Annotated in this window: 22 protein-coding genes; 12 read left to right on the top strand and 10 right to left on the bottom strand. The window is 54.3% G+C overall.

Annotation, left to right across the window (positions count from 1 at the left end; genetic code table 11):
• Positions 1 to 451: 451 nt before the first annotated feature.
• Genes ACRQ84_RS20095 through ACRQ84_RS20085 form a run of 3 tightly spaced genes read left to right on the top strand, consistent with a single transcriptional unit; the run spans position 452 to position 2,698 of the window.
• Complete coding sequence (locus tag ACRQ84_RS20095; protein ID WP_483818371.1) at positions 452 to 1,012, top strand: regulatory sequestration protein YfiR; 561 nt, start codon at positions 452 to 454, stop codon at positions 1,010 to 1,012.
• Between the two features lies 1 nt (position 1,013).
• A complete protein-coding gene (locus ACRQ84_RS20090; RefSeq protein WP_064739975.1) occupies positions 1,014 to 2,228 on the top strand; it encodes a diguanylate cyclase DgcN/YfiN in 1,215 nt (404 codons plus the stop codon).
• Positions 2,225 to 2,698 carry an outer membrane lipoprotein YfiB gene (locus ACRQ84_RS20085; RefSeq protein WP_064739974.1) on the top strand — a complete coding sequence of 158 codons (474 nt, stop codon included), beginning with the start codon at positions 2,225 to 2,227 and terminating at the stop codon, positions 2,696 to 2,698. The genes ACRQ84_RS20090 and ACRQ84_RS20085 overlap by 4 nt, the downstream gene beginning before the upstream one ends.
• Here ACRQ84_RS20085 and uvsE read toward each other — a convergent pair.
• Both uvsE and ACRQ84_RS20075 read right to left on the bottom strand, forming a co-directional pair.
• Positions 2,685 to 3,659: a UV DNA damage repair endonuclease UvsE gene (uvsE, locus tag ACRQ84_RS20080; protein WP_483818370.1), complete on the bottom strand. Its 975-nt coding sequence runs from the start codon at positions 3,657 to 3,659 to the stop codon at positions 2,685 to 2,687. The two genes, ACRQ84_RS20085 and uvsE, sit on opposite strands and share 14 nt — an antisense overlap.
• A gap of 136 nt (positions 3,660 to 3,795) precedes the next feature.
• Positions 3,796 to 5,826 (bottom strand): choline transporter, encoded by a 2,031-nt coding sequence (locus ACRQ84_RS20075; protein WP_064739972.1) that lies wholly within the window; start codon positions 5,824 to 5,826, stop codon positions 3,796 to 3,798.
• A gap of 256 nt (positions 5,827 to 6,082) precedes the next feature.
• Here ACRQ84_RS20075 and betI point away from each other — a divergent pair, with 256 nt between their 5' ends.
• From betI to betA, 3 genes are read left to right on the top strand one after another with little or no spacing between them, the layout of a single operon-like run.
• Positions 6,083 to 6,676 carry a transcriptional regulator BetI gene (gene betI / locus ACRQ84_RS20070; protein ID WP_008106889.1) on the top strand — a complete coding sequence of 198 codons (594 nt, stop codon included), beginning with the start codon at positions 6,083 to 6,085 and terminating at the stop codon, positions 6,674 to 6,676.
• A gap of 13 nt (positions 6,677 to 6,689) precedes the next feature.
• Positions 6,690 to 8,162 carry a betaine-aldehyde dehydrogenase gene (gene betB, locus ACRQ84_RS20065; RefSeq protein ID WP_483818369.1) on the top strand — a complete coding sequence of 491 codons (1,473 nt, stop codon included), beginning with the start codon at positions 6,690 to 6,692 and terminating at the stop codon, positions 8,160 to 8,162.
• Between the two features lie 28 nt (positions 8,163 to 8,190).
• On the top strand, positions 8,191 to 9,870 hold the full coding sequence (gene betA / locus ACRQ84_RS20060) for a choline dehydrogenase (RefSeq protein ID WP_064739970.1): 1,680 nt from the start codon (positions 8,191 to 8,193) through the stop codon (positions 9,868 to 9,870).
• Between the two features lie 41 nt (positions 9,871 to 9,911).
• On the opposite strand, the gene ACRQ84_RS20055 is transcribed toward betA, so the two are convergent.
• Complete coding sequence (locus ACRQ84_RS20055; RefSeq protein WP_064739969.1) at positions 9,912 to 10,325, bottom strand: type II toxin-antitoxin system VapC family toxin; 414 nt, start codon at positions 10,323 to 10,325, stop codon at positions 9,912 to 9,914.
• A complete protein-coding gene (vapB, locus tag ACRQ84_RS20050; RefSeq protein WP_483818368.1) occupies positions 10,325 to 10,552 on the bottom strand; it encodes a type II toxin-antitoxin system VapB family antitoxin in 228 nt (75 codons plus the stop codon). Before vapB ends, ACRQ84_RS20055 begins: the two co-directional genes overlap by 1 nt.
• A 288-nt stretch (positions 10,553 to 10,840) precedes the next feature.
• Between vapB and ACRQ84_RS20045 the strand changes: the two genes are divergently transcribed.
• Positions 10,841 to 11,743 carry an alpha/beta hydrolase gene (locus ACRQ84_RS20045; protein ID WP_483818367.1) on the top strand — a complete coding sequence of 301 codons (903 nt, stop codon included), beginning with the start codon at positions 10,841 to 10,843 and terminating at the stop codon, positions 11,741 to 11,743.
• On the opposite strand, the gene biuH is transcribed toward ACRQ84_RS20045, so the two are convergent.
• The 4 genes from biuH to ACRQ84_RS20025 all read right to left on the bottom strand — a co-directional run bounded on the left by biuH (position 11,740) and on the right by ACRQ84_RS20025 (position 16,293).
• A complete protein-coding gene (gene biuH, locus ACRQ84_RS20040) occupies positions 11,740 to 12,447 on the bottom strand; it encodes a biuret amidohydrolase (protein ID WP_064739967.1) in 708 nt (235 codons plus the stop codon). The two genes, ACRQ84_RS20045 and biuH, sit on opposite strands and share 4 nt — an antisense overlap.
• Positions 12,440 to 13,750 (bottom strand): purine-cytosine permease family protein, encoded by a 1,311-nt coding sequence (locus ACRQ84_RS20035; RefSeq protein WP_483818366.1) that lies wholly within the window; start codon positions 13,748 to 13,750, stop codon positions 12,440 to 12,442. Before ACRQ84_RS20035 ends, biuH begins: the two co-directional genes overlap by 8 nt.
• Positions 13,743 to 15,191 (bottom strand): amidase, encoded by a 1,449-nt coding sequence (locus ACRQ84_RS20030; RefSeq protein ID WP_483818365.1) that lies wholly within the window; start codon positions 15,189 to 15,191, stop codon positions 13,743 to 13,745. Before ACRQ84_RS20030 ends, ACRQ84_RS20035 begins: the two co-directional genes overlap by 8 nt.
• 202 nt (positions 15,192 to 15,393) lie before the next feature.
• Positions 15,394 to 16,293 (bottom strand): LysR family transcriptional regulator, encoded by a 900-nt coding sequence (locus tag ACRQ84_RS20025; RefSeq protein WP_483818364.1) that lies wholly within the window; start codon positions 16,291 to 16,293, stop codon positions 15,394 to 15,396.
• A gap of 97 nt (positions 16,294 to 16,390) precedes the next feature.
• On the opposite strand from ACRQ84_RS20025, the gene ACRQ84_RS20020 reads away from it, so the two are divergent.
• The 3 genes from ACRQ84_RS20020 to ACRQ84_RS20010 all read left to right on the top strand — a co-directional run bounded on the left by ACRQ84_RS20020 (position 16,391) and on the right by ACRQ84_RS20010 (position 19,322).
• Positions 16,391 to 17,443 carry an SDR family oxidoreductase gene (locus ACRQ84_RS20020; protein WP_483818363.1) on the top strand — a complete coding sequence of 351 codons (1,053 nt, stop codon included), beginning with the start codon at positions 16,391 to 16,393 and terminating at the stop codon, positions 17,441 to 17,443.
• Positions 17,444 to 17,551: 108 nt separating this feature from the next.
• Positions 17,552 to 18,622, top strand: a complete 1,071-nt coding sequence (locus ACRQ84_RS20015) for an ABC transporter substrate-binding protein (RefSeq protein ID WP_483818362.1) — start codon at positions 17,552 to 17,554, stop codon at positions 18,620 to 18,622.
• The gene (locus ACRQ84_RS20010) at positions 18,591 to 19,322 is read left to right on the top strand and encodes a substrate-binding domain-containing protein (protein WP_483818361.1); all 732 of its coding nucleotides are present in this window, start codon (positions 18,591 to 18,593) and stop codon (positions 19,320 to 19,322) included. Before ACRQ84_RS20015 ends, ACRQ84_RS20010 begins: the two co-directional genes overlap by 32 nt.
• Here the strand turns inward: ACRQ84_RS20010 and ACRQ84_RS20005 are convergent.
• Positions 19,309 to 20,097 (bottom strand): sulfite exporter TauE/SafE family protein, encoded by a 789-nt coding sequence (locus ACRQ84_RS20005; RefSeq protein WP_483818360.1) that lies wholly within the window; start codon positions 20,095 to 20,097, stop codon positions 19,309 to 19,311. The two genes, ACRQ84_RS20010 and ACRQ84_RS20005, sit on opposite strands and share 14 nt — an antisense overlap.
• A gap of 117 nt (positions 20,098 to 20,214) precedes the next feature.
• On the opposite strand from ACRQ84_RS20005, the gene ACRQ84_RS20000 reads away from it, so the two are divergent.
• Positions 20,215 to 20,985, top strand: a complete 771-nt coding sequence (locus ACRQ84_RS20000) for an AraC family transcriptional regulator (protein ID WP_483818359.1) — start codon at positions 20,215 to 20,217, stop codon at positions 20,983 to 20,985.
• 120 nt (positions 20,986 to 21,105) lie between these two features.
• Here the strand turns inward: ACRQ84_RS20000 and ACRQ84_RS19995 are convergent, their stop codons facing one another.
• On the bottom strand, positions 21,106 to 21,984 hold the full coding sequence (locus ACRQ84_RS19995; protein WP_483818358.1) for a LysR family transcriptional regulator: 879 nt from the start codon (positions 21,982 to 21,984) through the stop codon (positions 21,106 to 21,108).
• Between the two features lie 122 nt (positions 21,985 to 22,106).
• On the opposite strand from ACRQ84_RS19995, the gene ACRQ84_RS19990 reads away from it, so the two are divergent.
• Positions 22,107 to 22,958, top strand: a complete 852-nt coding sequence (locus tag ACRQ84_RS19990; RefSeq protein ID WP_483818357.1) for a Vmh family MBL fold metallo-hydrolase — start codon at positions 22,107 to 22,109, stop codon at positions 22,956 to 22,958.
• Positions 22,959 to 23,036: the final 78 nt, after the last annotated feature.

Genomic DNA, 23,036 nt, shown 5'->3' with positions numbered 1-23,036 from the left:
GTTGCGTATCCTGCCAGAATGTGAAAAAGCCTCACCTCGATAAATATGTCTAATTGTTTCGTAATCGAAAACCATGTTCATCACGCGCGGTGTTGGCAATAAATATACGTAAGTGATGCTAATGTAAATCCTCGCTAATGGTGCGGTTTTGCCGCGAAATTACCCTTCATGAGCGTTTTACGCGGTTTAAGCACCGATCAGTTATCAGACCAATAAATGTGTTCTAGATCACACTTTGCGCCATTGCACCCTTTTTGCTCTGTTATCCATAAAATAATTTCGCACAGAGATGGCATCGTTTCCAGACGCACGCATTGCGCGTTAAAACGCATCGTTAAATGCCTGTGCCGCCATAGGACATCGCCATCAGTACTTTTTTAACCGCAGCGGTGTTAATATTTTCGCGCTGAATCAGGCGCAGATTAACGCGAAGAACTTTCGGGAACGCAGTATGTTACATAAACATCTATTTTTTCGGGAAGCCGACGTGCTGCTTTCCCTGCTTCAACTTTGCAAAATCATTGTTACTGCCCTTTTTCTGCTGCTGTTCATTTCTCGCTCAGCGATTGCTGAGATACATGACGATAAAGCGAATCGGATTGTGAGCGGCATTATTAGTTTTACCCAATGGCCGGGATTAACACGCGCACCTCAACTCTGCGTATTTTCCTCCGCGCAACATCTCTCTTTGCCACAAAATAGTCTGCACTCCGCCATACCGTTTAGCGTGGTTTATCTGACTGACGAGCGCGAATTGGCGACGCAGCGGTGCGATGCAATCTATTTCGGCGATCAGACACCGCATCAGCAGGTTGAACTGTTAAGTCACTTCGAGGGTAAAGCGGTACTTACCCTGGCTGAGAACAATGCCGAATGTACGGTCGGCGCCGCTTTCTGCCTGATCTTTAATACGAATCATACGCTGTTCTCAGTAAACCTCGATTCGCTAGCCAGAAGCGGCGTCAAAGTCAGTCCGGACGTGCTGTTGCTGTCCCGCAATGGAAGCAAATAAGATGAAAATAGAAAATTCAAAAAATGATAAATCATCGATTCGTAATAAGCTGCGCAAAATTAGCATCATTAACTCTGCGGTTATTTTACTGCTGTGCTGGCTGTTGCTTTCGTCTACGTCTTTGCTGTTTATTAAAAGCTACGAGAAAAGAAATCTGGAGTTGATTGCCGCGACGCTTAGCACCACACTGACCGCCGCCACAGTATTTGAAGACAGCTATGACGCGCACAATAAAATCGCCCGGCTCGGCAATGAAGGCATGTTTGATTCCGCGAAACTTGTGACGGATGATCAAACCGTTTTAGTAGACTGGCATGATCAACAAGAGCAAACCGGTTGGTATTCGCGTTTATTGCGCGAGTGGATTTATCTCAAACCGCTTAGCATCAATATTAATCACTCAGAAGCCACTGTTGGTACGTTAACGCTGGAAGGCACCGTTACCGGCGCAGCCGATTTCATTCGTTATTCGCTGATGATTCTTACCTGCGGCATGCTGTGCGTGTTAATCATCTCCTTCTTGTTAAGCGAATTTCTGCATCGCGGCATTCTCGCCTCACTCCGCAATATCACCAGTTCGATCCACTATGTGATTCTTTCCGGTGATTTTTCCTTACGTATTCCGGAAAGTCCGACGCGCGAGTTTCAGCTGTTCTCAGACGATCTGAATTCGTTGCTGACTGAGATGCAGACGCTGCAAGCTTCGCTGATCCGTGATAACCGCACGTTGGCGGCCAAAGCCCTGGAAGATCCCTTGACTGGCCTGGCTAATCGCGCCGCCTTTGTCGCGCGATTAACCCAGTTACTCGATCAGCAACTGGCGAAAGAACGCTTCGTCTTGCTGTTCCTTGATGGCGATCGCTTCAAGAGCATTAACGATAACTGGGGCCACGCCGCCGGAGATGAAGTGTTAAAAGCGATCGGTTCACGTCTTTCCGCCTTAGCGTATAAGCAGGATTTGGTCGCGCGTTTAGGCGGTGATGAATTTGCCATGTTGGTGACCAGCCGCACCAGCGAGGCGCAATTACAGCTGCTCATGCAAGACATTCATGAGGCCATTAAGCAAAAAATTGTTATTGCAGAAGGCACCCCAATCACAACTTCGGTCACCATTGGCTACGCCTGGTCGCAGCATGGCGACACGGTTGAATCTATTCTGGAGCGCGCCGATATGAATATGTACAAAAATAAGGGAATGAGTAAGGTGCGGATATGAAGATGAAAATTTTCCTGATGGTATGCGTATTAGCGGTTGTCGGTTGCCAGACAAAGGGACGTTTTAGTGACGAGCAAATAGCCGCGATGCGGAATGCAGGATTTAGCCAAAATAGCGAAGGCTGGGGATTAGGTTTATCGGATAAAATCCTGTTTGGCGTTAACGAATCGCAGCTGACACCAGCCAGTAAAGACACGATCCAATCGTTGGCGAAAAATCTGGCGGCTACGGGCATTAATCATGTACGTATTGATGGACACACCGATAATTATGGCAAAGCGGATTATAACCAGCAGCTGTCGCTAAAAAGAGCCAACGCCGTAGCAGCACAATGGGCAGCAGGCGCGGCGATCCCGCGCGAAAATATTGTTACGCGCGGATTAGGGATGAGCGTGCCCATTGCCAGCAACAACAGCCCTCAAGGCCGCGCGCAAAATCGCCGCGTAGCCATTGTGATCACGGCGCCGTAATCAGCTGGCGCGCGATCGCATAATCATACAGGCGGTCGCGCGCTAAATTCTTCATCTTTACTTCACACATAATGTCGAAGTCATTAAACGACAACGCCCAATCATTTAGGCTTTGGTTGAAATAATAATCTGCATGAGCGCGAAGTTTTGTTTTCGAAACGGCTAAATCCTGCTGATCCGGGAAACCGTGATCGGGAATGAGACCTTCCTGCGCGATCGAATAGTGCATAACTGGCCGCACACCGCGCCACGACTCTTTTATCAGTGCAATACGCACATCATCAGCTTGAATATAGTGATTCTCTTTCACCCAATGATGGTGAATATCCAGCACCACCGGACACAAGTTGCGCGCCTGCAACACATCGTCCAGCGAACAGGATATTTCATCATTCTCCACCGTCAGCATATTGCGCGCTTCGGCACTGAGCCGCAGAAAGGCGGCGCGAAATCCATCAATGCCTTTTTTGCCGTTCATGTGAATATTGATTTTAAAATCCTGGAACTGACGACCATAACCCATTAATACCGCGCAGGTGGCGTGATATTCCACATCCTCAATGGCGCGATCGACCACGCCATCATTATCGGACGCCAGCACCGTATATTGGCCGGGATGGAAGGACAGCCGAATATTATTCGCACGTGCTAACTCGCCGCAGTGGTGCAATAAGGGTGCGAGATCCGACAGCAATGCACCGTACAACTGCGTCGCTTCCGGCACCGTATATAACGGCAACAGGTCGCTGCCGATGCGCATCATGCGTAATGCATCAGGTTGCGTCGCGAGTTGTTCAAGCGTGAGATAGAGGTTTTGCAGATTGTTTTGCGCCAGTTGATTCAGCAGCGTTATGCGTGAATCATCATCAAGGCTGAGAAAGCGCGTGCGCGTGGTGCTTTTGAAGGGATACGGCTGTTTAGCCTGTTGATCCAGATACTTACAAGCAAAGCCTAATTTCATTTCATCCCCCATTTAATCAGCTTGAAAGCTTAGCTGTTATTGGCGAATCTGCGCGGTTCGTTACGCATTCTAATTACTGCACGGTCCGTAGCGGCGCGATTTATTGCGCCGCTACGGACCGTGTGTTCTGCGGAAATTACACGTCCGGGAAGGTCATGCTGCTACCCGGTGCTTCACGATGTAGATGGATAAAGTTCAGGTGACGTTCGTATTGATCAAGAATATCGATGATCACCTGCTCCTTGTTGTAGTCCATTAAATCGTTGCCCTGGCTCCCTTCCAGCAGGAAGGTTTCCAGACGGTAATAGGTCGATTTACCGCTGCGTGCGCGATAGGTAAAGCCCGGTACCGAATATTGCTGCGGCCAGATTTGATAAACAAAATCCTGCTCCTCACCCAGCAGCACGCGCAGATCAAGGTGGCCCAGCGGCTGCCCCTCTTCTGGCTCCGCGCGTTCCAGCGATACGCGTCCGCCACGCAGCTCGAGCTCTTTCGCCACTTCTTGCATGGCCGGGAACAGCACCTCTTCCATCATTTTCTGGGTATAGCGCGTACCCGGATAGTTCATCAGGCGCGACAGGCGTTTCTTCCAGCTCAGGCGATCGTTACTGGCCGGAATGTACGGCGCAGTATCACGGCTGGCACTGGCGCGGCGATGATCTTCCACTTTCAGCGATTTATACAGGCCGGCCATCACAAAGAAAATCACGAAGCTAAAGGGCAAGCCCATGATCACCGTGGCGTTCTGCAGGGCAGAAATCCCGTTGGTCATCAGCATCCCCATGGTCAGCACACCAATGGCAATCGACCAGAAGATACGCAGCCAGTTCGGTGCATCGCTGTTGATGTCTTTCAGCTTGGAGGTGAAGTTACCCAGCACCAGAGAACCGGAATCCGCCGATGTCACGTAGAACAGCATGCCGGTGATGGTGGCAACCGAAGCACTCAATTTAAACGCCGGATACTGCGCCAGCAGGCTGTAGAAGCCGCGTTCGGCATGCGCCATCACTTCCTGCGCAAAGCCTGCGTCACCATGAATGATTTCATACAGCGCCGCGTTACCAAATACCGATAGCCACAGCAGCGTAAAGGTGAACGGGATAATCAGCGTACCTAATACGAACTCACGAATGGTACGACCGCGTGAGATACGTGCGAGGAACAGACCGACAAACGGCGACCAGGCAACCCACCACGCCCAGAAGAACAGCGTCCAGCTATTCATCCACTCGCGTGGCTGATCAAACGCGAAGGTGTTGAGCGTCATGCCCATAAAGCGATTGACGTAATCCCCCACGTTCAGCACTAACGCGTTAAGCAGGAAATCGGTTTTGCCCATAAACAGCACGAACAGAATCAAGCCCAGCGCCAGCGCAACATTCAGCTCAGAGAGAATACGGATGCCTTTATCCACGCCGGATGTCACTGAGATGGTGGCGATGATCACCGACAGCACAATCAGCGCCGCCTGCGCAGTGAAACCTTCCGGAATATCGAACAGGACGTTGAGACCGTAGTTCAATTGCACCACACCAATCCCTAACGTGGTGGCGATACCAAAGATGGTACCGATCACCGCGGCGATATCGACGGTATGACCAATTGGGCCATTAATGCGTTTGCCGAAAATCGGATAAAGCGCTGAGCGGATGGTGAGCGGCAGGTTGTAGCGATAGCTGAAGTAGCCAAGCGCGATGCCCATCAACGCGTACATTGACCAACCGGTGACGCCGTAGTGGAACAGCGTCCACACCATCGCCTGACGCGCGGCTTCCATGGTCTGCCCTGCACCTTCTGGCGGCTGCATGTATTGCGTTACCGGTTCGGCAACCGAGAAGAACATCAGGTCAATACCGATACCGGCGGCAAATAACATCGCCGACCAGCTCAGTAAACTGAACTCGGGTTTGGATTGCTCCGGCCCGAGCTTGATGGCGCCATAGCGCGAACACGCCATATAGATGACGAAAACGATGTACAGCGTAGCAGCGAGCATGTAGTACCAGCCAAACGTGGAAGTGACCCAATTAACGGCGGTCAGAAGCCAGCTGGCAGCGAGTTCGCTGTAAAAAATCGTGACAAGTGAAAATGTCAGAATCAGTCCGGCTGAGGTGTAAAACACCACAGGATTGATTCTGTCTTTTTCACTGGCAGGTGGATTAATCATCGATTACCTCTGGTTAATTTCCTGTAGTACGTGCCATTTAAGCGTGAGTGGGTCTTCATAAATGACAAGCCTACGCGAGAACATGCGGTTTTCGTAGGGCACGCGTTAATGCGCACCTGCAAGGTTCCATCCCTCTAACCGCTGCGTTTTTGTAACAATCGAAGCACAGCATCCTAACAAATTTCTTTTTTATATTGAACGTGCAATCAAAAAAAGTTTTAATAGTGTCCTTACATTGCGGTGGAGCTGGAGTGTTATGCCAAAGGTGGGAATGCAGCCGATACGTCGTCGGCAACTGATTGATGCGACCCTGAGCACCATTAACGAAGTCGGGATCAACGACGCCACCATTGCGCAGATTGCGCGACGTGCTGGCGTATCGACAGGCATCATCAGCCACTACTTCAAAGACAAGAACGGTCTGCTGGAAGCCACGATGCGTGACGTGACACGTCAGTTACGCGATGCGGTGGCAGCAAGGTTAAAACCACTGGCAGACGCCAGTACTGAAGCGCGCCTGCTGGCGATTGTGGAAGGCAACTTTGATGACTCGCAGGTGCACAGCGCCGCGATGAAAGCCTGGCTGGATTTTTGGGCCAGCAGCATGCATCAGCCACAGCTGGGTCGTTTAGAACGTGTAAGCAGCCGTCGACTGTTTTCCACGCTGGCAGCCGAGTTTCGTCGTGTGATTCCGCGCGAAAAAGCGCGACTGGCGGCACATGGCCTTGCCTCACTGATTGATGGCCTGTGGCTGCGCGCGGCGTTAAGTGGCAAACCGTTCGATTTGGCTATCGCCAGACAGCTCACCACCCAATTCATTCGTCAGCAATTGGCTGACCAGAATCACTGAGGAAGGAGAAATCATGTCCCGATTCACCGAGCAGCACCTTTACATTGATGGCGCATTGGTTCCCGCTGCGGCAGGCAACACATTCCAGACCATCAACCCGGCAAACGGCGAAGTGCTGGCCGAGGTACACGAAGCGGAACGCGCGGACGTTGATCGCGCGGTTGCCGCAGCGAAGAAAGGCCAGAAAATCTGGGCGGCGATGACGGCGATGGAACGTTCGCGCATTCTGCGTCGTGCGGTCGATATTCTGCGTGAGCGCAATGATGAACTGGCCGCGCTTGAAACCCTTGACACCGGCAAGCCACTGAGTGAAACGCAATACGTCGATATCGTGACCGGTGCCGACGTGCTGGAGTATTACGCGGGCTTGATTCCTTCTCTGGAAGGCCAGCAGATCCCGCTGCGCGATACCTCCTTTGTCTACACTCGCCGCGAACCACTGGGCGTGGTGGCGGGCATCGGCGCGTGGAACTATCCGATTCAAATCGCCCTGTGGAAATCTGCGCCCGCGCTGGCCGCCGGTAACGCGATGATCTTCAAACCCAGCGAAGTGACGCCGCTGACCGCGCTGAAACTGGCAGAAATCTATACCGAAGCGGGCGTACCAAACGGCGTGTTCAACGTGGTGAACGGTCGCGGCGCGGTCACTGGCCAGCTTCTCACCGATCATCCGGGCATCGACAAAGTCTCCTTCACCGGTGGCGTAGCAAGCGGTAAGAAAGTCATGGCTAATGCCGCCGGTTCAACGCTGAAAGACGTCACCATGGAGTTAGGCGGCAAATCCCCGCTGATTATCTTCGATGATGCCGATCTCGATCTCGCCGCTGACATCGCCATGATGGCGAACTTCTACAGCTCGGGACAGGTTTGCACCAACGGCACGCGCGTGTTTATCCCGGCGGCATTGCAATCCACCTTTGAAGCGAAAATCGCCGAGCGCGTGGCACGTATTAAAGCGGGCGATCTTAACGACCCTGAGACCAACTTCGGCCCGCTGGTGAGCTTCGCACATCGCGACAACGTGATGCGTTTTATCGAATCCGGCATTAGCGAAGGTGCGCGTCTGCTCTGCGGCGGTAAACGCCTGAGTGGCGCAGCCTTCGATAACGGCGCGTGGGTGGAACCAACCGTATTCAGCGATTGCCGCGATGAGATGACCATTGTGCGTGAAGAGATCTTCGGCCCGGTGATGTCAATTCTGAGCTACGAGAGCGAAGAAGAAGTGATTCGCCGCGCGAACGCCACCGAATTTGGTCTGGCCGCGGGCGTGGTAACACAAGATCTCAACCGCGCGCACCGCGTGATTCATCAAATCGAAGCGGGTATTTGCTGGATCAACACCTGGGGCGAATCCGCCGCTGAAATGCCCGTCGGCGGTTACAAGCATTCGGGTGTAGGCCGCGAAAACGGCCTGATGACGCTGCAGAATTACACTCAGGTGAAATCTGTGCAGCTCGAAATGACCCGTTTTCAGTCCGTATTTTAATTTTGGCTTTTAACCTGAGGAACGACTAATGGAATTTGATTACATCATTATCGGAGCCGGATCCGCAGGGAACGTTTTGGCAACAAGACTGACCGAAGATAGCAGCGTGAATGTGCTGCTTTTAGAAGCGGGCGGCCCAGATTACCGCTTCGACTTCCGCACGCAGATGCCTGCGGCGTTGGCTTTCCCGCTGCAGGGAAAACGCTACAACTGGGCGTATGAAACCGAACCTGAGCCGTACATGAATAACCGCCGCATGGAGTGCGGACGCGGTAAAGGCCTGGGCGGTTCTTCGCTGATCAACGGTATGTGCTACATCCGTGGTAACGCCATGGATCTGGACAACTGGGCAAAAGAGCCCGGCCTTGAAAGCTGGAGCTATCTGAACTGTCTGCCCTATTATCGCAAGTCTGAAACCCGCGATATCGGCGCCAACGATTATCATGGCGGCGAAGGTCCAGTAAGCATCACCACCTGTAAGCCGGATAATAATCCGCTGTTTGCGGCGATGATTGAAGCCGGCGTGCAGGCAGGATATCCGCGTACTGACGATCTGAACGGTTATCAGCAGGAAGGCTTTGGTCCGATGGACCGTTTTGTGACGCCGAAAGGCCGCCGCTCCAGCACCGCGCGCGGTTATCTGGATACCGCGAAAGCACGTCCGAACCTAAAAATCGTCACACATGCCACCACTGACCGCATTCTGTTTGAAGGCAAACGCGCGGTCGGCGTGCAGTATCTGCTGGGTTCCAGCAACACCTCACATCATGCGCATGCGCGCCGTGAAGTGCTGCTGTGCGCGGGTGCAATTGCGTCGCCGCAGATTCTGCAGCGTTCCGGTGTGGGTTCTGCTGAATTGCTGAAGCAGTTCGATATTCCGCTGGTGCATGACCTTCCGGGCGTAGGCGAAAACCTGCAGGATCACCTCGAAATGTATCTGCAGTATGAGTGCAAAGAGCCTGTTTCGCTTTATCCGGCCTTGAAGTGGTGGAACCAGCCGAAAATCGGTGCAGAGTGGCTGTTTAATGGCACGGGCGTCGGCGCCAGCAACCACTTCGAAGGCGGTGGCTTTATCCGCAGCCGTGAAGAGTTCACCTGGCCGAATATTCAGTATCACTTCCTGCCGGTCGCGATTAACTACAACGGCTCGAATGCTGTGGAAGCGCACGGTTTCCAGTGCCACGTTGGTTCTATGCGCTCACCGAGCCGCGGCCATGTGCGTCTGAAATCACGCGATCCGCGTCGTCATCCGGCCATTTTGTTCAACTACATGTCGCACGAGCAGGATTGGCATGAATTCCGCGATGCGATTCGTATCACGCGCCAGATCATCAATCAGCCGGCGCTGGATAAGTATCGCGGCAAAGAGATCAGTCCTGGGTTGGATTGCCAGACCGACGAGCAGCTGGATGAGTTTGTGCGCAATCACGGTGAAACGGCCTATCATCCGTGCGGCACCTGTAAAATGGGTAACGACGAGATGTCGGTAGTTGATGGCGAAGGCCGCGTGCATGGTATCGAAGCGCTCCGCGTGGTGGATGCCTCGATCATGCCGCTGATCATCACCGGTAACCTGAACGCGACCACCATCATGATCGGTGAAAAAATCGCGGATAACATTCGTGGTCGCCAGCCGCTGCCGCGCAGCGAAGCGGACTACTTTGTTGCCGGTGATAAACCGGTACGCGCTGAACCAATGCGTGGGTAAGTGTGATTTTAGGGCGACGTGAGTCGCCCTTTTGCTGGTGTCTAGCTAGCCCAATCCTGAAGATTCAGATCAACTACCCGAGCGAATTCCCGCGTATTGTTGGTGACTAAAATTGTGCCTGCCGAAATCGCATGTCCGGCGATTGCCGCATCATTCGCACCAATAGGCGTACCAGACACAGCCAAGGCCATTTTCACTTTCGTGGTCGCATCTACCGCCGCGCGATCCCAAGGCAAAACAGCATCAAGACGGCTCACGAACGCCTCCACCAGCGAGAGATGTTTCGGCGAGGCTTTTTTGCCAATCGCCCCAAATCGCATTTCGGCATAAGTTATGGCCGAGACCACAATGCGATCACGTCGCATAACGCATTGGGTTAACTTCTCAATAACGGCTTCCGGCTGCTCTCGCATGATAAACGAGCAGATATTGGTATCAAGCATGTAGGTTTTCATTAAAGTTCAAACCGCCCGTCTTCAATTACATCGTCTCTATCCTCCAGGAAATCTGCATCTGCCTTCTCTTCTTGCATAAAAGAGCTCCAGCTTGGTTTTACCGGTCGCAAAATCAACGTATCCCCTTCACGGATGATTTCGAGCTCGTTTACCCCATCGAAATCCAGATCACGCGGCAAGCGGATAGCACGGTTATTGCCATTTTTAAATACTGATACTGTTCGCATGAACTTCCTCCTCCCGAAAAATATAAGCATATTATACGAATATGCATGGCATATGCCTACGCACTTTTGCTGGAATTTTGTACTGCATTCTAAAGAAAAATATATTTCCTGTAACAACGACAACCGCAGTGCTGGCAGGCTCGGGATTTTAGCCTTAGTCAAATGTATGTTGTAACTATAACGTTTAACTCTCATCCCGTTGCATTTGGTAATACACAGCAACGCCCTCTTCATCTTCTCTGCCGATAATTCTGCTGCAATAAGCCTCCGATTTCATGAGGATCTGCCATGAACCGCCGCCATTTTTTGTCTTATCTCACCCTTTCCACGTTGGCCATGCGCAGCGGGCTAAACTGGGCTGCATCATCACAGGCAACCACGCACATCCTCCCATTGTGGCCGGGTATCCCGCCAGGCGGAGGCGGCCCTGCAGGCGAAATGGTAATTTCAGAAAAGGGCGCACAGCGCAATATCGTGCAGCCCACCCTTACAGTATCAACGCCGCCCTCGCCCAATGGCCGCGCGGTATTAATTGCCGCCGGTGGCGGCTACACGCGCATTGAAATGGGTAAAGAAGCGTGGCCCGCCGCCGCCTGGCTGACGGCGCGCGGATATACTGCTTATGTGCTGAGTTATCGCTTGCCCCATGAAGGCTGGCGAGATGGCGCAATGGTTTCACTGCAGGATGCCCAGCGTGCGCTGCGCCTGGTGCGGCAGCGTGAAAAGCATGTCAGCGTGCTGGGGTTTTCCGCCGGAGGGCATCTGCTCGGTATGGCGGTCACGCGAGCGGATTTCCAATCTTATAGGGCAAGCGATGCCTTGGATAACCTGCCCGCCACGGCCGATCGCGCTGCGCTGATTTACCCCATCATCACACTTGAGCAGCCTTACACGCACACCTCAACGCACAAGATTCTGGTCGGCAAAAATGCGTCAGCAAGTGAAGACGCGGCATGGTCGGTACAAGAATTTGTGAATCCGCACTCGCCGCCCTTCTTTCTGGTGCAGGCAGAGGACGATACCATCGCCAATCCCCATAACACGCTGATCATGGCGAACGCCTGTAAATCCCATCAGGTGCCAGTTGAGATGCATCGCTACAGTCGTGGCGGTCATGGTTTTGCTATGGGCAGGCCTGGCACACCCACGGTGGCGTGGCCAGAGCACTATGAAAGGTGGTTGAAGATCTAGCTCACGTCTACCGTTTGCTTGCTGGCTAATCCCGCCAGCAAGGTTTGCGAACTGGCGACCGCACCAAAAATCCCGCCCTGCATATGGATCATGCTGAGCGCGGCTTCGTGGTGTTGCAACTCGGTCGCTGCGCAGCAATCTGACAGCACTAAACACTCAAAGCCGCGATCGTTGGCTTCGCGCAGCGTGGTGTGGACGCAGACATCGGTGGTAATGCCGCTGATGATCAGGTTGCGGATGCCGCGGCTGCGCAGAATCAGTTCCAGATCGGTGGCATAAAACGACCCTTTTCCCGGTTTATCAATAATAATTTCGCCCGCCAGCGGCGCCAGTTCAGGGATGATTTCCCAGCCTGGTTCACCCCGCACCAGAATGCGTCCGCACGGTCCCGGCGCGCCGATTTCCGCCTGCATACGCTTCGAGCGCCAGCGCTTGTTGGCGGGCAAATCACTTAAATCCGAACGATGCCCTTCGCGCGTATGGATGATCGGGAAGCCCAGCTCGCGCATCTTTGCCAGCACCTGCTGTAGCGGCTTGATTGGCGCGCGCGTTAAGGCGATATCGTAGCCCATGCTATCGACATAACCGCCCTTGCCGCAGAAATCGGTTTGCATATCGATAACCACCAGCGCGGTATCCTGCGGGCTGCAACGACCGTCATATGGCCACACGTACGGGGTTGAATCAATCGCGTAATCAGGCATTTTTTTCCTCCATCACATTTACCGCATTTTCACGTTTCAGTTTCACAATCAGCGTGTAGCTGGCGGCGGCAGTTACTAAACCAATCACCGCTTCACCGAACTGTGGGAAGGCGATATGCGCAATCACCGCACATAAGCTGCCGATAGCCCAAGCCGCAAAGGCACTGCCGCGCATGCGGCGCAGGGTGCGCTGCTCGCTGATTTTGGCCATAAAGATCAAATCGACAATCATCACCGCACCAAACGGCGGCACCACGATGCCGAGCAAACTCAGCCACTCCAGGAAATAGGACCACACGCCGGCCAGCGCCAGCGCCCCGCCAATCACACCAAGGATCACTGTCCACACGCGCATTTTGCTGCTGAACAGATGGCTAAAGCCAACCGCGCCGTTATACAAGCAGTGCGTACACACCGAACCGAGATTGATAAACACAAACAGGAAGGCAATCACGGAGAGCAGCATGCCGTGCCCCATCAGCATCGGCAGGAAGTTGCCGCCGTTGCTTGCCGGATCGACGGCCGCGCCGACCGCCACAATCACCACGCCAAACAGATAAGAGATGACGTTCGCCACCGGGAACGCGGAGAACGCGGCAATCACCGCCGATTTGCCGTCTTTCGACCAGCGGGTAAAGTCAGCCGTCATGGTGCCGGAATCCGCGAAACCGGCCACCACCATCGTCACGGCGGTGCCCATGCTCATTGCGCCCACCGCGCTGCTGCTGCCGGTAAACTGCGTGACGGTGCTGAAATCATGATCCTGACCGATCAACCACAACGCCACCAAACCCAGGATCACGAACAGCGGCGCGGCAATCATGCCCAGCACCGACAAGGCGCGCACGCCGAGGAAGGTGATTGCGGTGTAAAGCACCATAGCAACCGCCGTGACCGCCAGCGCATTCCAGCCAAAGGTTTGGTTGATCACCGTGCCGGTTAAGCCGGTCTGGAAGGCGTACCAGCCAATCACCACGGTCGAGAGAAAACCAGAAACTAAAATGTAGCCTTTGGTGCCGAAGGTCCGTTTCGCCTGCAGCGCGAAGTTCATACCGGTATTTCCGGCGAACCAACTCAGCGCGCCGACATAGGCAAACAGCACCAGATTCCCCAGCAGGATGGCAATCAACGCTGGCCAGAATCCAAGGTGCCAGGTAATGATGCCGCCAAACAGCGCATTCGTCAGGATCATCGGGAAACCAAACCACACCGCCGAAACCGAACCGGTCGAATGGCGATGGCTGAGCGGCACCGGTTCGTGCTCGAACTCCTGCTCTAAAGCCGGTGAATTTTTGTTAGTCATGGGCAACTCCGATTGAAACAGGTGTGATGTGATTCCACGATTGAATGCGCTCGAATGCGGCACTGGCCGCCAGCACCAGGCCATCGTCCAGATGACGACCTACGATTTGCATGCCAATCGGCAATCCGCTGGCGGTAAAGCCCGCAGGAACAGACGCCGCCGGTTGGCCGGTAAAGTTGAACGGGAAGCAGAATGAGAGCCAGTGATCGCTGCGCACCATGCGCCCATCGATTATCTCGGGTCCCTGCATATTGAGCGGGAATGGCGGCACCGCCAGCGTTGGCGACAACAGCAGATCGTAATGCTGCATAAAGCGCCACATCTGGTTGCACAGCTTTTTGCGCGTGGTGTTGGCGTCGGTGAAGGTTTCAGCGCGCCAGTCACGTTGCAGCATGGCGCTGAGATGCGGTGACATGCGCGCACCGAGTTCAGCCTGCATGTGGCGCATGCCGCTAAGATCGCTCTCAAAGGCCACCAGCGCGGCGAACGTGGCCGCCTCATCGGCGATGCCGGGATCGACTTCATCCAGTTCAGCACCGAGTTCATGAGCAAAACGGCGCGCGGCCCGTGTGACAACGTCACGCACTTCAGGATCGACAGCGATGTAGCCAAAATCAGCGCTGAACGCGATACGCAGGCCGCTTAGGGGTTTATTCAGCGAGCCGAGCCAATCAACATCATTGCAGGGAATCGAGTGGCGATCGCGCATATCGGGCCCAGCCATCACGGACATCATCAGCGCGCTGTCGCGCACCGAACGTGTCATTGGGCCGATATGCTCCAGCGATTCCCAGCTGGAAACGCCGGGATAACGCTCGTCGCGACAGCCCGGCCATAACGGCACGCGCCCCATCGAGGCTTTCAGGCCAAACACGCCGCAGTGTGCGGCAGGAATGCGCACTGAACCGCCGCCGTCGCTGCCCAATGCAATCGGACACAACCGCGCAGCCAATGCCGCACCGGAACCGGCACTCGAACCGCCTGGCGTTTTAGTGAGATCCCACGGATTGCGCGGTGAAGGAAACAGCGGATTATGCCCGACGCCACTGTAACCAAACTCCGGCGCGGTGGTTTTCCCCAGCAGCACGGCATCGGCGGCCAACAGGCGTTCAACGGTGATGTCATCTTCATCCGGGACAAAATCGGCATAGGCATGCGATCCAGACGTTGTTTTTACCCCCGCCGTGCAAATCAGATCTTTCACCGCCAGCGGGACGCCAGCCAGCGCGCCCAGCGTTTCGCCGCGCGCACGTTTCGCATCAATGGTGGCCGCCTGTTGCAGTGCCCGTTGCGGCGTGGCGGTACAAAATGCCTGGATCTGTGGCTCACGCTGTTCCATGCGTTCGAGCGCGGCTTGCGTCACTTCCTGCGCTGAAACCTCCCCGCTACGGATCAACGCCGCCAGCGTGGTGGCATCTTCATCCAACAGTGCATCAAACATGTGAATACTCCCGATTGCTAACTTAACGGGAACATTGCAGTTTGCGTGCCAAAAATTTCCGAAAACGGTGTGGCCTGCGGCCAGGCCAGATGGGATACGCTCTTGGATACAAGATCGAATACTTATGTTTCTTTACAATGCAGGTTAGGCGGTGAGAAGCACGAAAATGGCGCAGCGATGCGCCATGATGGCGAGCGCTATCTCACTCAGCTGTGGGGATCACATCTGCCAGAACCTTTTCGATCACTTCTACCACACGTCTGACGCGCAGCGGGATAAAGCGCGCATCAGGAAACACCGCGTAGAGAAAACGATCCGGCAGACGGTATGCAGGCAAGATTCTCATCAGCGATCCAGATTTCAACGCTTCATGTACCAGCGGTAATTGCATACCGCCAACGCCGATGTTCGCCTGCAGCGCCTGCAACAATCCTTCGCTGCTGTTGGCACAGAATACGGTGTTCACAGCCAGCGCCACCGTTTCGTGCTCGGATATCAGGCGCAGCGGTGCCTGTTTACCAATGCCGCTAAAACGGACATGCGGTTGCGCGGCCAGCTCTGCCAGGGTGGTAATCGGCGTCGCGCGTACCCGCTCAGGTGCAGCGAACAGCGGCGATTCAATACGCGCCAATAATCGCGCGGGAAACATCTCCGGCGGTGTTTCACTCAGACGCAGCGCGATATCCACGCCCTCACTCACCAGTTCGGCCACCCGATCGTCGAGCGCGATGGTCAGATGCAGTTCAGGGTTCATTCGCTGCAGCTCCAGCAAATGTGGCAGAAAGCGCTGGCCTAATCCGCTGGGTAACTGGATATGCACGCGCCCTTGCAGCGCTCGCAGCGTCGGACGTAACTGGCTCTCCACGTCCTGCATCGCGGCAAGCAGCGGCTGCATCTGCTGTAAATAACGCTCGCCCTGCTCGGTCAATCTCATGGCGCGCGTGGTGCGGTGCAGCAACACGATACCGAGTTCATCCTCCAGCGCAGCGATTTGCTGGCTCACGGCGGATTGTTTCATATCACACAAGCGTGCCGCTGCCGAAAACGATCCGGCCTGCGCCACACGAATGAAGGTGTTGATGGCGTTGAGTTTGTTATTCATTTAATGATTTTTCTAATAAGTGACATCTAAATAGTGGGATATCAGCAGTAAAAATTATAGATAACACTGTGGCTGTCATATTCACAGGAGAATAATCATGTCGCAGAGTCATAACGTCGCACTGGTAGCGGGCGCAACCGGCATTGTTGGCAGACAGCTGGTTAACGCATTGCGTCAGCAGGATTGGCAGGTGATTGGCCTGACGCGCAAGCCTGCAACATCACCCCAGGATATCCCTTTCATCCACGTTGATCTGTTGGATGCGCAGCAGAGCGCACAGGCATTGGCCCCGCTCAATCATGTCACGCATATCTTCTACAGCGCGTGGCTGAATGCCGCCAGCTGGCGTGAAATGGTCGAACCCAACGTGACGATGCTGCGCAATCTGGTGGTTAACATCGATAATATTGCACCGCTGCGCTGCGTCAGTTTAATGCAGGGATACAAAGTGTATGGCGCGCATTTGGGGCCGTTTAAAACGCCCGCGCGCGAGAGCGATCCCGGCGTGGCGGGAACCGAATTCAATGCGGAACAGCAGCATTGGCTAAGTGATTATCAGCGCGGTAAAAGCTGGCACTGGCACGCATTGCGCCCCGGCGTAGTGGGCAGCGCAGCCACGGGTAACGCCATGAATCTGGCACTGAGCATCGCGCTCTACGCATCACTGTGCAAATTTCAAGGCTTGCCGCTGCGATTTCCAGGATCAGCCCAAGCCTGGCACAGCATAGTGGATCATACCGATGCCGACTTACTCGCGCAGGCCACGCTGTGGGCGGCTAATGCCCCCGGTGCCGACAATCAAGCATTTAACGTTAACAACGGCGATTTATGGCGCTGGAGTGAGCTATGGCCCGCGATTGCTCGCTGGTTCGAACTGGAAAGCGCGCCGGCAGTGAATCTATCGTTTCATCAACTTTTCCAGGATTATCGCGCGCAGTGGCAGATAATCGCTAAAGACCATCAGCTGATTGAGCCGGATATCTTGCAGCTGAATGATGGGCGATTTGCCGATTTTGTCTTTGGCTGGGATTACGACATGTTTGGTGACGGCAGCAAATTACGGCGCGCGGGTTTTAATGGTTACCAGGCAACGGATGCGATGTTCTGCGCTCTCTTTGCGCAGTTACGCAGCGCACGAATTATTCCTTAACCCGCGTCAGGGAAGTCCAGGCTTCCCTCATAACTCATCATTAAAAGGTCATATCGCACTCCCCATTATCGCTATATACTTCGGTGCATATCGAATTCAGGAGTGTCTATGCACCTCTCTTTTAAACGGATTATTCTCGCCGGCCTGCTCACTTTTACCTCTCTACACAGTTATGCCAGCCGCGTGGTGACCGATCAGATTGGCCGTAAGGTGACGATTCCCGATCACGTCGATCGTGTAGTCGTGCTGCAACACCAAACGCTTAACCTGCTGGTGCAGCTCAACGCTACCGATAAAATCGTGGGTATCCTGGCGAACTGGAAACAGCAGCTGGGTGACGGTTACGCGCAGCTGGTGCCTGAGTTAACGCATAAAGCGCTGCTGGGCGATTTAACCCATGTTGATATGGAACAGCTGGTGGCACTGCACCCGCAGGTGGTTTTTGTCACCAACTATGCGCCAAAAGAGATGATCGATCAGATTTCAGCATTAGGCATCCCGGTGCTGGCCATCTCACTGCGTCATGATGATGCCGGTCAGCAAGGCAAAATCAATCCCATGATGCAGAATGAAGATCAGGCTTACGATCTCGGCATCAAGGAAGGCATCACGTTGATCGGCAATGTGGTCAACAAGCCAACACAGGCGCAGGAACTGATTGATGCTGCGTTTGCAGGACGCAAAATCGTCAGCAACCGCTTAAAAAATCTGCCCGAGCCGCAGCGTGTGCGCGCTTATATGGCGAATCCCGATCTCACCACTTACGGTTCAGGGAAATACACTGGCTTGATGATGGCACATGCGGGTGCATTTAATGTGGCTGCCGCGACCGTTCAGGGTTTTAAACAGGTCAGCATGGAACAGGTTGTGGCGTGGAATCCGCAGGTGATTTTTGTGCAGGATCGCTATCCAAACGTGGTGCAAGAGATCCAACAGGATCCACGCTGGCAAACCATTGACGCGGTAAAAAATCATCAGGTGTGGCTGATGCCGGACTATGCCAAAGCCTGGGGCTATCCGATGCCAGAAGCGATTGGCTTGGGCGAACTGTGGATGGCGAAAAAGCTCTATCCGGAAAAATTCCGCGACATCGACATGCAACAACAGGCTGAAAGCTGGTACCAACGCTTCTATCGGACGCACTATCATGACAACGTTAAACATTCTGGCAGCCGGTAGCCTGCGCGCGGTCTGGCCAGATTTAATGGCATCATTCACCTCGCTTAGCGGTCTAAGGATCACTACCGATTTTGGCCCGGCGGGCAGGTTACGTCAGCGAATTGAGGCCGGTGAAGCGTGCGATTTTTTCGCCTCCGCTAATCGGCTGCACCCTGAAGCGCTGTTGCAGCAAGGACGCGCAGTAAAGCTAGGATTATTTGCTGCCAACACGCTGTGCCTGACCGCCAGGCGTGACATTGTCACACGCGCAGATGACTGGTTATCGCTGCTATGTCGGGATGATTTGCGTGTAGCGACCTCAACGCCGCTCAGCGATCCTTCTGGCGATTACACATGGGAACTGTTTGATAACATTGAGCGTCTTCATCCCGGCTCCGGGAGCAGGCTCAAAGCCAAAGCGCGTCCGATGGTGGGCGGCACAGACGGTTTGATGGTGCCTAAGGGTGAGCTGGCGGCGCAGTGGCTCATTGAGCAAAAGCACACGGATATGTTTATCGGCTACGCCAGCTATGCGCCGCGTTTGCAGCTCTGCCCTAAGCTGCACGTGTTGAATATCCCCGCGCCTTATAACGTGGTGGCCGAATATGGTTGGGCGTGCTGCTCTGCCCCCGCGCTTCCCCTCGCGGCTTTTCTCTCTTCAGCCGCGGCGCAGACTATTTTGCAACAGCATGGCTTCCAACTCTCCGCTACACCGCGATAGCAACCAGCACCAGGCACAACAGTAGAACGTAAATCCGCGCATGCCAGCGATCGGACACCGCCGGAATACATCGGCGGGCAAACAGCATCCCCACAAAACCGGCAACCACCAGCAGCAGTAAAATGGTCAGGCTGATAAATCCCAGATAACCGCTAGCGGGTATTTGCTGCCCGCCACTGATGGCGTAAGTCGTCGCGCCCAATATGGCGACCGGCAGCGACAGCGGATTGGCCGCGCTGACGCAATCACGCATGGCATAGCCATGACGACGCAGCAGCGGTACAGTCATCACGCTGCCGCCGACGCCCAGCATGGCGGCAATCATGCCGATCAAGGTGCCGCCGGCGCTGGAGGTCAGCCGCGACAAAACTCGCGGTGCAGCGCGTGTAAGAAAGCCTTTGCGCAGCAGGCAATCGGCGATGGTCACCAGCATGTAAACCATAAAAAGTCCCCGCACCCACCTATCACTCATTGCGCCAGCCAGCCATGAACCGATCACCGCACCGAGCGCGATAAATCCGATGAGCGGCAGCAGTGTGGCTTTATGCAGTTTGCCAGCCCGCCAGTTTTGGTAGCTGGCCCAACCGGCATTGAAAATCATCACGGCGGTCGAGGTCGCCACCGCGATGTGCATCGCATGTTCCGCCAGCAACGGCTGCTGCACCATCAGTTGATAAACAAATGGCACCACCACAAAACCGCCGCCAAAGCCAAACAGCACCGTGGTGATGCCGGTGGCAAAACCCGCCAGACCAATCATTAACAGCTCGTTCATCGCTTTTCTCTGCATCATCAAAAGAGTGATGCAGCTTACGCAGCAACCTGCACGCTTCCCATTTGTGCAGCGCTCAATTACCCTTGCAAATCAGTCAATTTGCGGTGGATGTCTGCTATGCGAAATAGTCACATTGATGAATACGACAAAATTGATCGTGACGTCGTGGCGCTAGGAAATGACTACGCGCAAGGATGCGTGCTGCCGGAACACCAGCATCGCCGCGCGCAGTTGCTGTATGGCGCAACTGGATTAATGCACGTTTCGACTCAGGCTGGCGAATGGGTGGTACCGCCGCAGCACGCGGTGTGGATTCCGCCAAACACCGCGCACAGGGTTAAGTTTGTCGGCGTCTCGACGCGCAGTATGTATATTGAGCCGCTTTGCGCGGCAGCATTGCGCGATAACACACGCTGTTGCGTCATTAGCATCTCGCCGCTACTGCGCCAGTTGTTGATAGAAGCTGTTGATTTACCACTACTATACGCATCCGATCGCGATCGATCGCTGGTGCAGTTGCTGCTGCTGGAGTTAGCGGCGATGCCTGCACGGGAATTTGATATTCCGCTGCCCCAGCATCCGGCGCTATTAGCGCAATGCCAGAACTTCTTACAGGCACCCACCATTCATGATGCGGCCGATCGCTGGGCCGGAGCGCTCTTTATGAGCTCCAGCACCTTCCGTCGGCATTTTTTACAGCAAACAGGTTTGTCCTTTTCCGCCTGGCGGCAGCGTGCCTGTGTAGTAACGGCGCTGGCGATGCTGGTAGCGGGCAAATCCGTTAACGAAGTAGCGCTATCGCTCGGCTACGACAGCAGTTCAGCCTTCTCGACCATGTTTCGCCGCGTCACGGGTCAGGTTCCCTCATTCTACGCCGTGCAAAATTGAGCAAACCTTCACCACTTAATTGGCGATTTCAGCCTGAAAACCGACGGTATATCGCATAATCAACTTGTATAACCCGCTGATTATTAATCAATTACTTTTTAACAACAGCGTGTCGAAGGTTCAGACGGTTAGCTGATGCTGCACCGCATCCAAAAACGCACGTAGCGCCGCCGGTTGACGTTCGCGCGACATATAGAGGCCGTAGATCGCCAGCGTTTTCGCCTGATAGGTCGGCAGCACGGTTTGCAGCTGGCCGTTATCGAGGGCGTGACGTGCTTCCATCTCCGGCACCATCGCCAGACCACAACCGGCGATCGCCGCGTCACACAGCACCGAGGAGATGCCAGCGCTGAAATTGCCGTTCACCGTCGCAGCTATCGTTTCACCCTGCGTATCGCAAAACTGCCAGCTCTGCCCGGCAAAACGACTGTAATGCAGGCAATTATGCTGCGCCAAATCAGCGGGCGTTTGCGGCGCACCGTGCACCTGCAGATAGTCCGGCGACGCGCACACCACTGAAACACATTCGCCTAAACGCCGGGCAATGGCACCGGGTTCAGGATCGTCGGTAATGCGCACCGCCACATCTATACGCTCACCAATCAAACTCACTGGCTGATTGTTGATCTCCAGCTCAATCCGCACTGCCGGAAAACGCGCCAGGAATGCTGGGATCATCGGGCTAAGAATATGTGTGGCGGTGGAGTGCGCACAGGCGACGCGCAACGTGCCATGCGGTTCGCTATGAGCGCCCTGATCGGCAATCTCTTCAGCCAATCTTGCCAGCGTGCGCGATTTTTCGAGGATCTTTTCACCGGCAGGCGTGATGGTGAGCTTGCGCGACGATCGATGCAGTAAGCGCGCACCCGCCCACTTCTCCATCTCATCCAGATAGCGGCTGACCATCGGCCGCGAAATATCCAGCGCGCGCGCCGCGGCGCTTAGGCTGCCCAGCTCGCAAATGCGGTTAAATACCGTTGCCGCCGTCACTCTGTCCATATGGGCTCCATCTGATCGTTTTATGAAACTGATCATATCCAGTTACAGGAATTCTAACAGTCCGTAATTTCCCTACAATAGCGACTTCAATCACGGCGAGGTGCCGGATAAAGGAAAATTTGATGAAAATGAAAACACTGTCGCTGGTACTGGCCTTTTCCACCCTGCCTGCTTTCGCTGCGCCGCTGCATTTGGAGGTGTATAACCCACAGGAAAAGGGCATTTTCCCTGTCTCCTCTACGCTGGTTTCCGGTCCGCATGAAGCGATACTGTTTGATGCGCAGTTCAGCACGAAAGACGGTGAGAAGCTGGTGCAAATGATCAAAGCCAGCGGCAAAAAGCTGACGCAGATTGTCATCACCTCTGGCGATCCTGATTTTTACTTTGGGCTTGAACCAATTGTAAAAGCGTTCCCACAGGTGAAGATTGTGGCGACGGCCGATGTGGTGAAACACATCCAAGCCACAAACGCCGCCAAGCTGGCTTATTGGGGCCCGCAAATGAAGGACGGTGCGCCAAAACAGCTCTATGTACCGCAGGTTACGCAGGCGACGACGTTTAAAGTCGATGGCGAAACCCTGGAGCTGCATCATGCCAATGATTACGCCGCCTACGTGTGGATTCCGGCGAACAAAGCGATTCTCGGCGGCACCGGCGTGGCTTCAGGTATTCACGTCTGGACTGCCGATACGCAAACGCCAGCAGTTCGACAGCAGTGGCGCAATGTGTTGAGTGAGATGCAAAAACTGCAGCCTAAACAGGTGATCCCGGGGCATTATTTGGGTGAACGCCCGACGGGCGATGCGGCGATTACGTTTACTTTGAACTATCTGCAGACCTTTGAGAAAGCGCTGCAGCAGCACAAAGGCGCTGCGCAGGTGATCGAAACCATGAAAGCCGCCTATCCGAATTTGCCGGATGAGAGCTCGCTGGATCTCAGCGCCAAGGTAAATACCGGCGAAATGAAATGGTAATGAATATTTTGCGTGTACAAACTTTGACGAACAATACAAAGAGAGTGTGATTTGCTAGGATTTTGGCCCGAATAAGCA

Source organism: Pantoea sp. E2023-21 (assembly GCF_051302795.1).
In the GTDB taxonomy this organism is placed as follows: Bacteria; Pseudomonadota; Gammaproteobacteria; order Enterobacterales; family Enterobacteriaceae; genus Pantoea; species Pantoea ludwigii_A.
Note: the sequence above shows the minus strand (reverse complement) of the source record. Positions and strands in the feature narration are given on the sequence as shown.

What these genes read in the sequence shown, in the direction of transcription:
- ACRQ84_RS20095 (WP_483818371.1), top strand. Translation starts at nt 452, where the DNA reads ATGTTACATAAACATCTATTTTTTCGGGAAGCCGACGTGCTGCTTTCC.
- ACRQ84_RS20090 (WP_064739975.1), top strand. Translation starts at nt 1,014, where the DNA reads ATGAAAATAGAAAATTCAAAAAATGATAAATCATCGATTCGTAATAAG.
- ACRQ84_RS20085 (WP_064739974.1), top strand. Translation starts at nt 2,225, where the DNA reads ATGAAGATGAAAATTTTCCTGATGGTATGCGTATTAGCGGTTGTCGGT.
- uvsE (WP_483818370.1), bottom strand. Translation starts at nt 3,659, where the DNA reads ATGAAATTAGGCTTTGCTTGTAAGTATCTGGATCAACAGGCTAAACAG.
- ACRQ84_RS20075 (WP_064739972.1), bottom strand. Translation starts at nt 5,826, where the DNA reads ATGATTAATCCACCTGCCAGTGAAAAAGACAGAATCAATCCTGTGGTG.
- betI (WP_008106889.1), top strand. Translation starts at nt 6,083, where the DNA reads ATGCCAAAGGTGGGAATGCAGCCGATACGTCGTCGGCAACTGATTGAT.
- betB (WP_483818369.1), top strand. Translation starts at nt 6,690, where the DNA reads ATGTCCCGATTCACCGAGCAGCACCTTTACATTGATGGCGCATTGGTT.
- betA (WP_064739970.1), top strand. Translation starts at nt 8,191, where the DNA reads ATGGAATTTGATTACATCATTATCGGAGCCGGATCCGCAGGGAACGTT.
- ACRQ84_RS20055 (WP_064739969.1), bottom strand. Translation starts at nt 10,325, where the DNA reads ATGAAAACCTACATGCTTGATACCAATATCTGCTCGTTTATCATGCGA.
- vapB (WP_483818368.1), bottom strand. Translation starts at nt 10,552, where the DNA reads ATGCGAACAGTATCAGTATTTAAAAATGGCAATAACCGTGCTATCCGC.
- ACRQ84_RS20045 (WP_483818367.1), top strand. Translation starts at nt 10,841, where the DNA reads ATGAACCGCCGCCATTTTTTGTCTTATCTCACCCTTTCCACGTTGGCC.
- biuH (WP_064739967.1), bottom strand. Translation starts at nt 12,447, where the DNA reads ATGCCTGATTACGCGATTGATTCAACCCCGTACGTGTGGCCATATGAC.
- ACRQ84_RS20035 (WP_483818366.1), bottom strand. Translation starts at nt 13,750, where the DNA reads ATGACTAACAAAAATTCACCGGCTTTAGAGCAGGAGTTCGAGCACGAA.
- ACRQ84_RS20030 (WP_483818365.1), bottom strand. Translation starts at nt 15,191, where the DNA reads ATGTTTGATGCACTGTTGGATGAAGATGCCACCACGCTGGCGGCGTTG.
- ACRQ84_RS20025 (WP_483818364.1), bottom strand. Translation starts at nt 16,293, where the DNA reads ATGAATAACAAACTCAACGCCATCAACACCTTCATTCGTGTGGCGCAG.
- ACRQ84_RS20020 (WP_483818363.1), top strand. Translation starts at nt 16,391, where the DNA reads ATGTCGCAGAGTCATAACGTCGCACTGGTAGCGGGCGCAACCGGCATT.
- ACRQ84_RS20015 (WP_483818362.1), top strand. Translation starts at nt 17,552, where the DNA reads ATGCACCTCTCTTTTAAACGGATTATTCTCGCCGGCCTGCTCACTTTT.
- ACRQ84_RS20010 (WP_483818361.1), top strand. Translation starts at nt 18,591, where the DNA reads ATGACAACGTTAAACATTCTGGCAGCCGGTAGCCTGCGCGCGGTCTGG.
- ACRQ84_RS20005 (WP_483818360.1), bottom strand. Translation starts at nt 20,097, where the DNA reads ATGAACGAGCTGTTAATGATTGGTCTGGCGGGTTTTGCCACCGGCATC.
- ACRQ84_RS20000 (WP_483818359.1), top strand. Translation starts at nt 20,215, where the DNA reads ATGCGAAATAGTCACATTGATGAATACGACAAAATTGATCGTGACGTC.
- ACRQ84_RS19995 (WP_483818358.1), bottom strand. Translation starts at nt 21,984, where the DNA reads ATGGACAGAGTGACGGCGGCAACGGTATTTAACCGCATTTGCGAGCTG.
- ACRQ84_RS19990 (WP_483818357.1), top strand. Translation starts at nt 22,107, where the DNA reads ATGAAAATGAAAACACTGTCGCTGGTACTGGCCTTTTCCACCCTGCCT.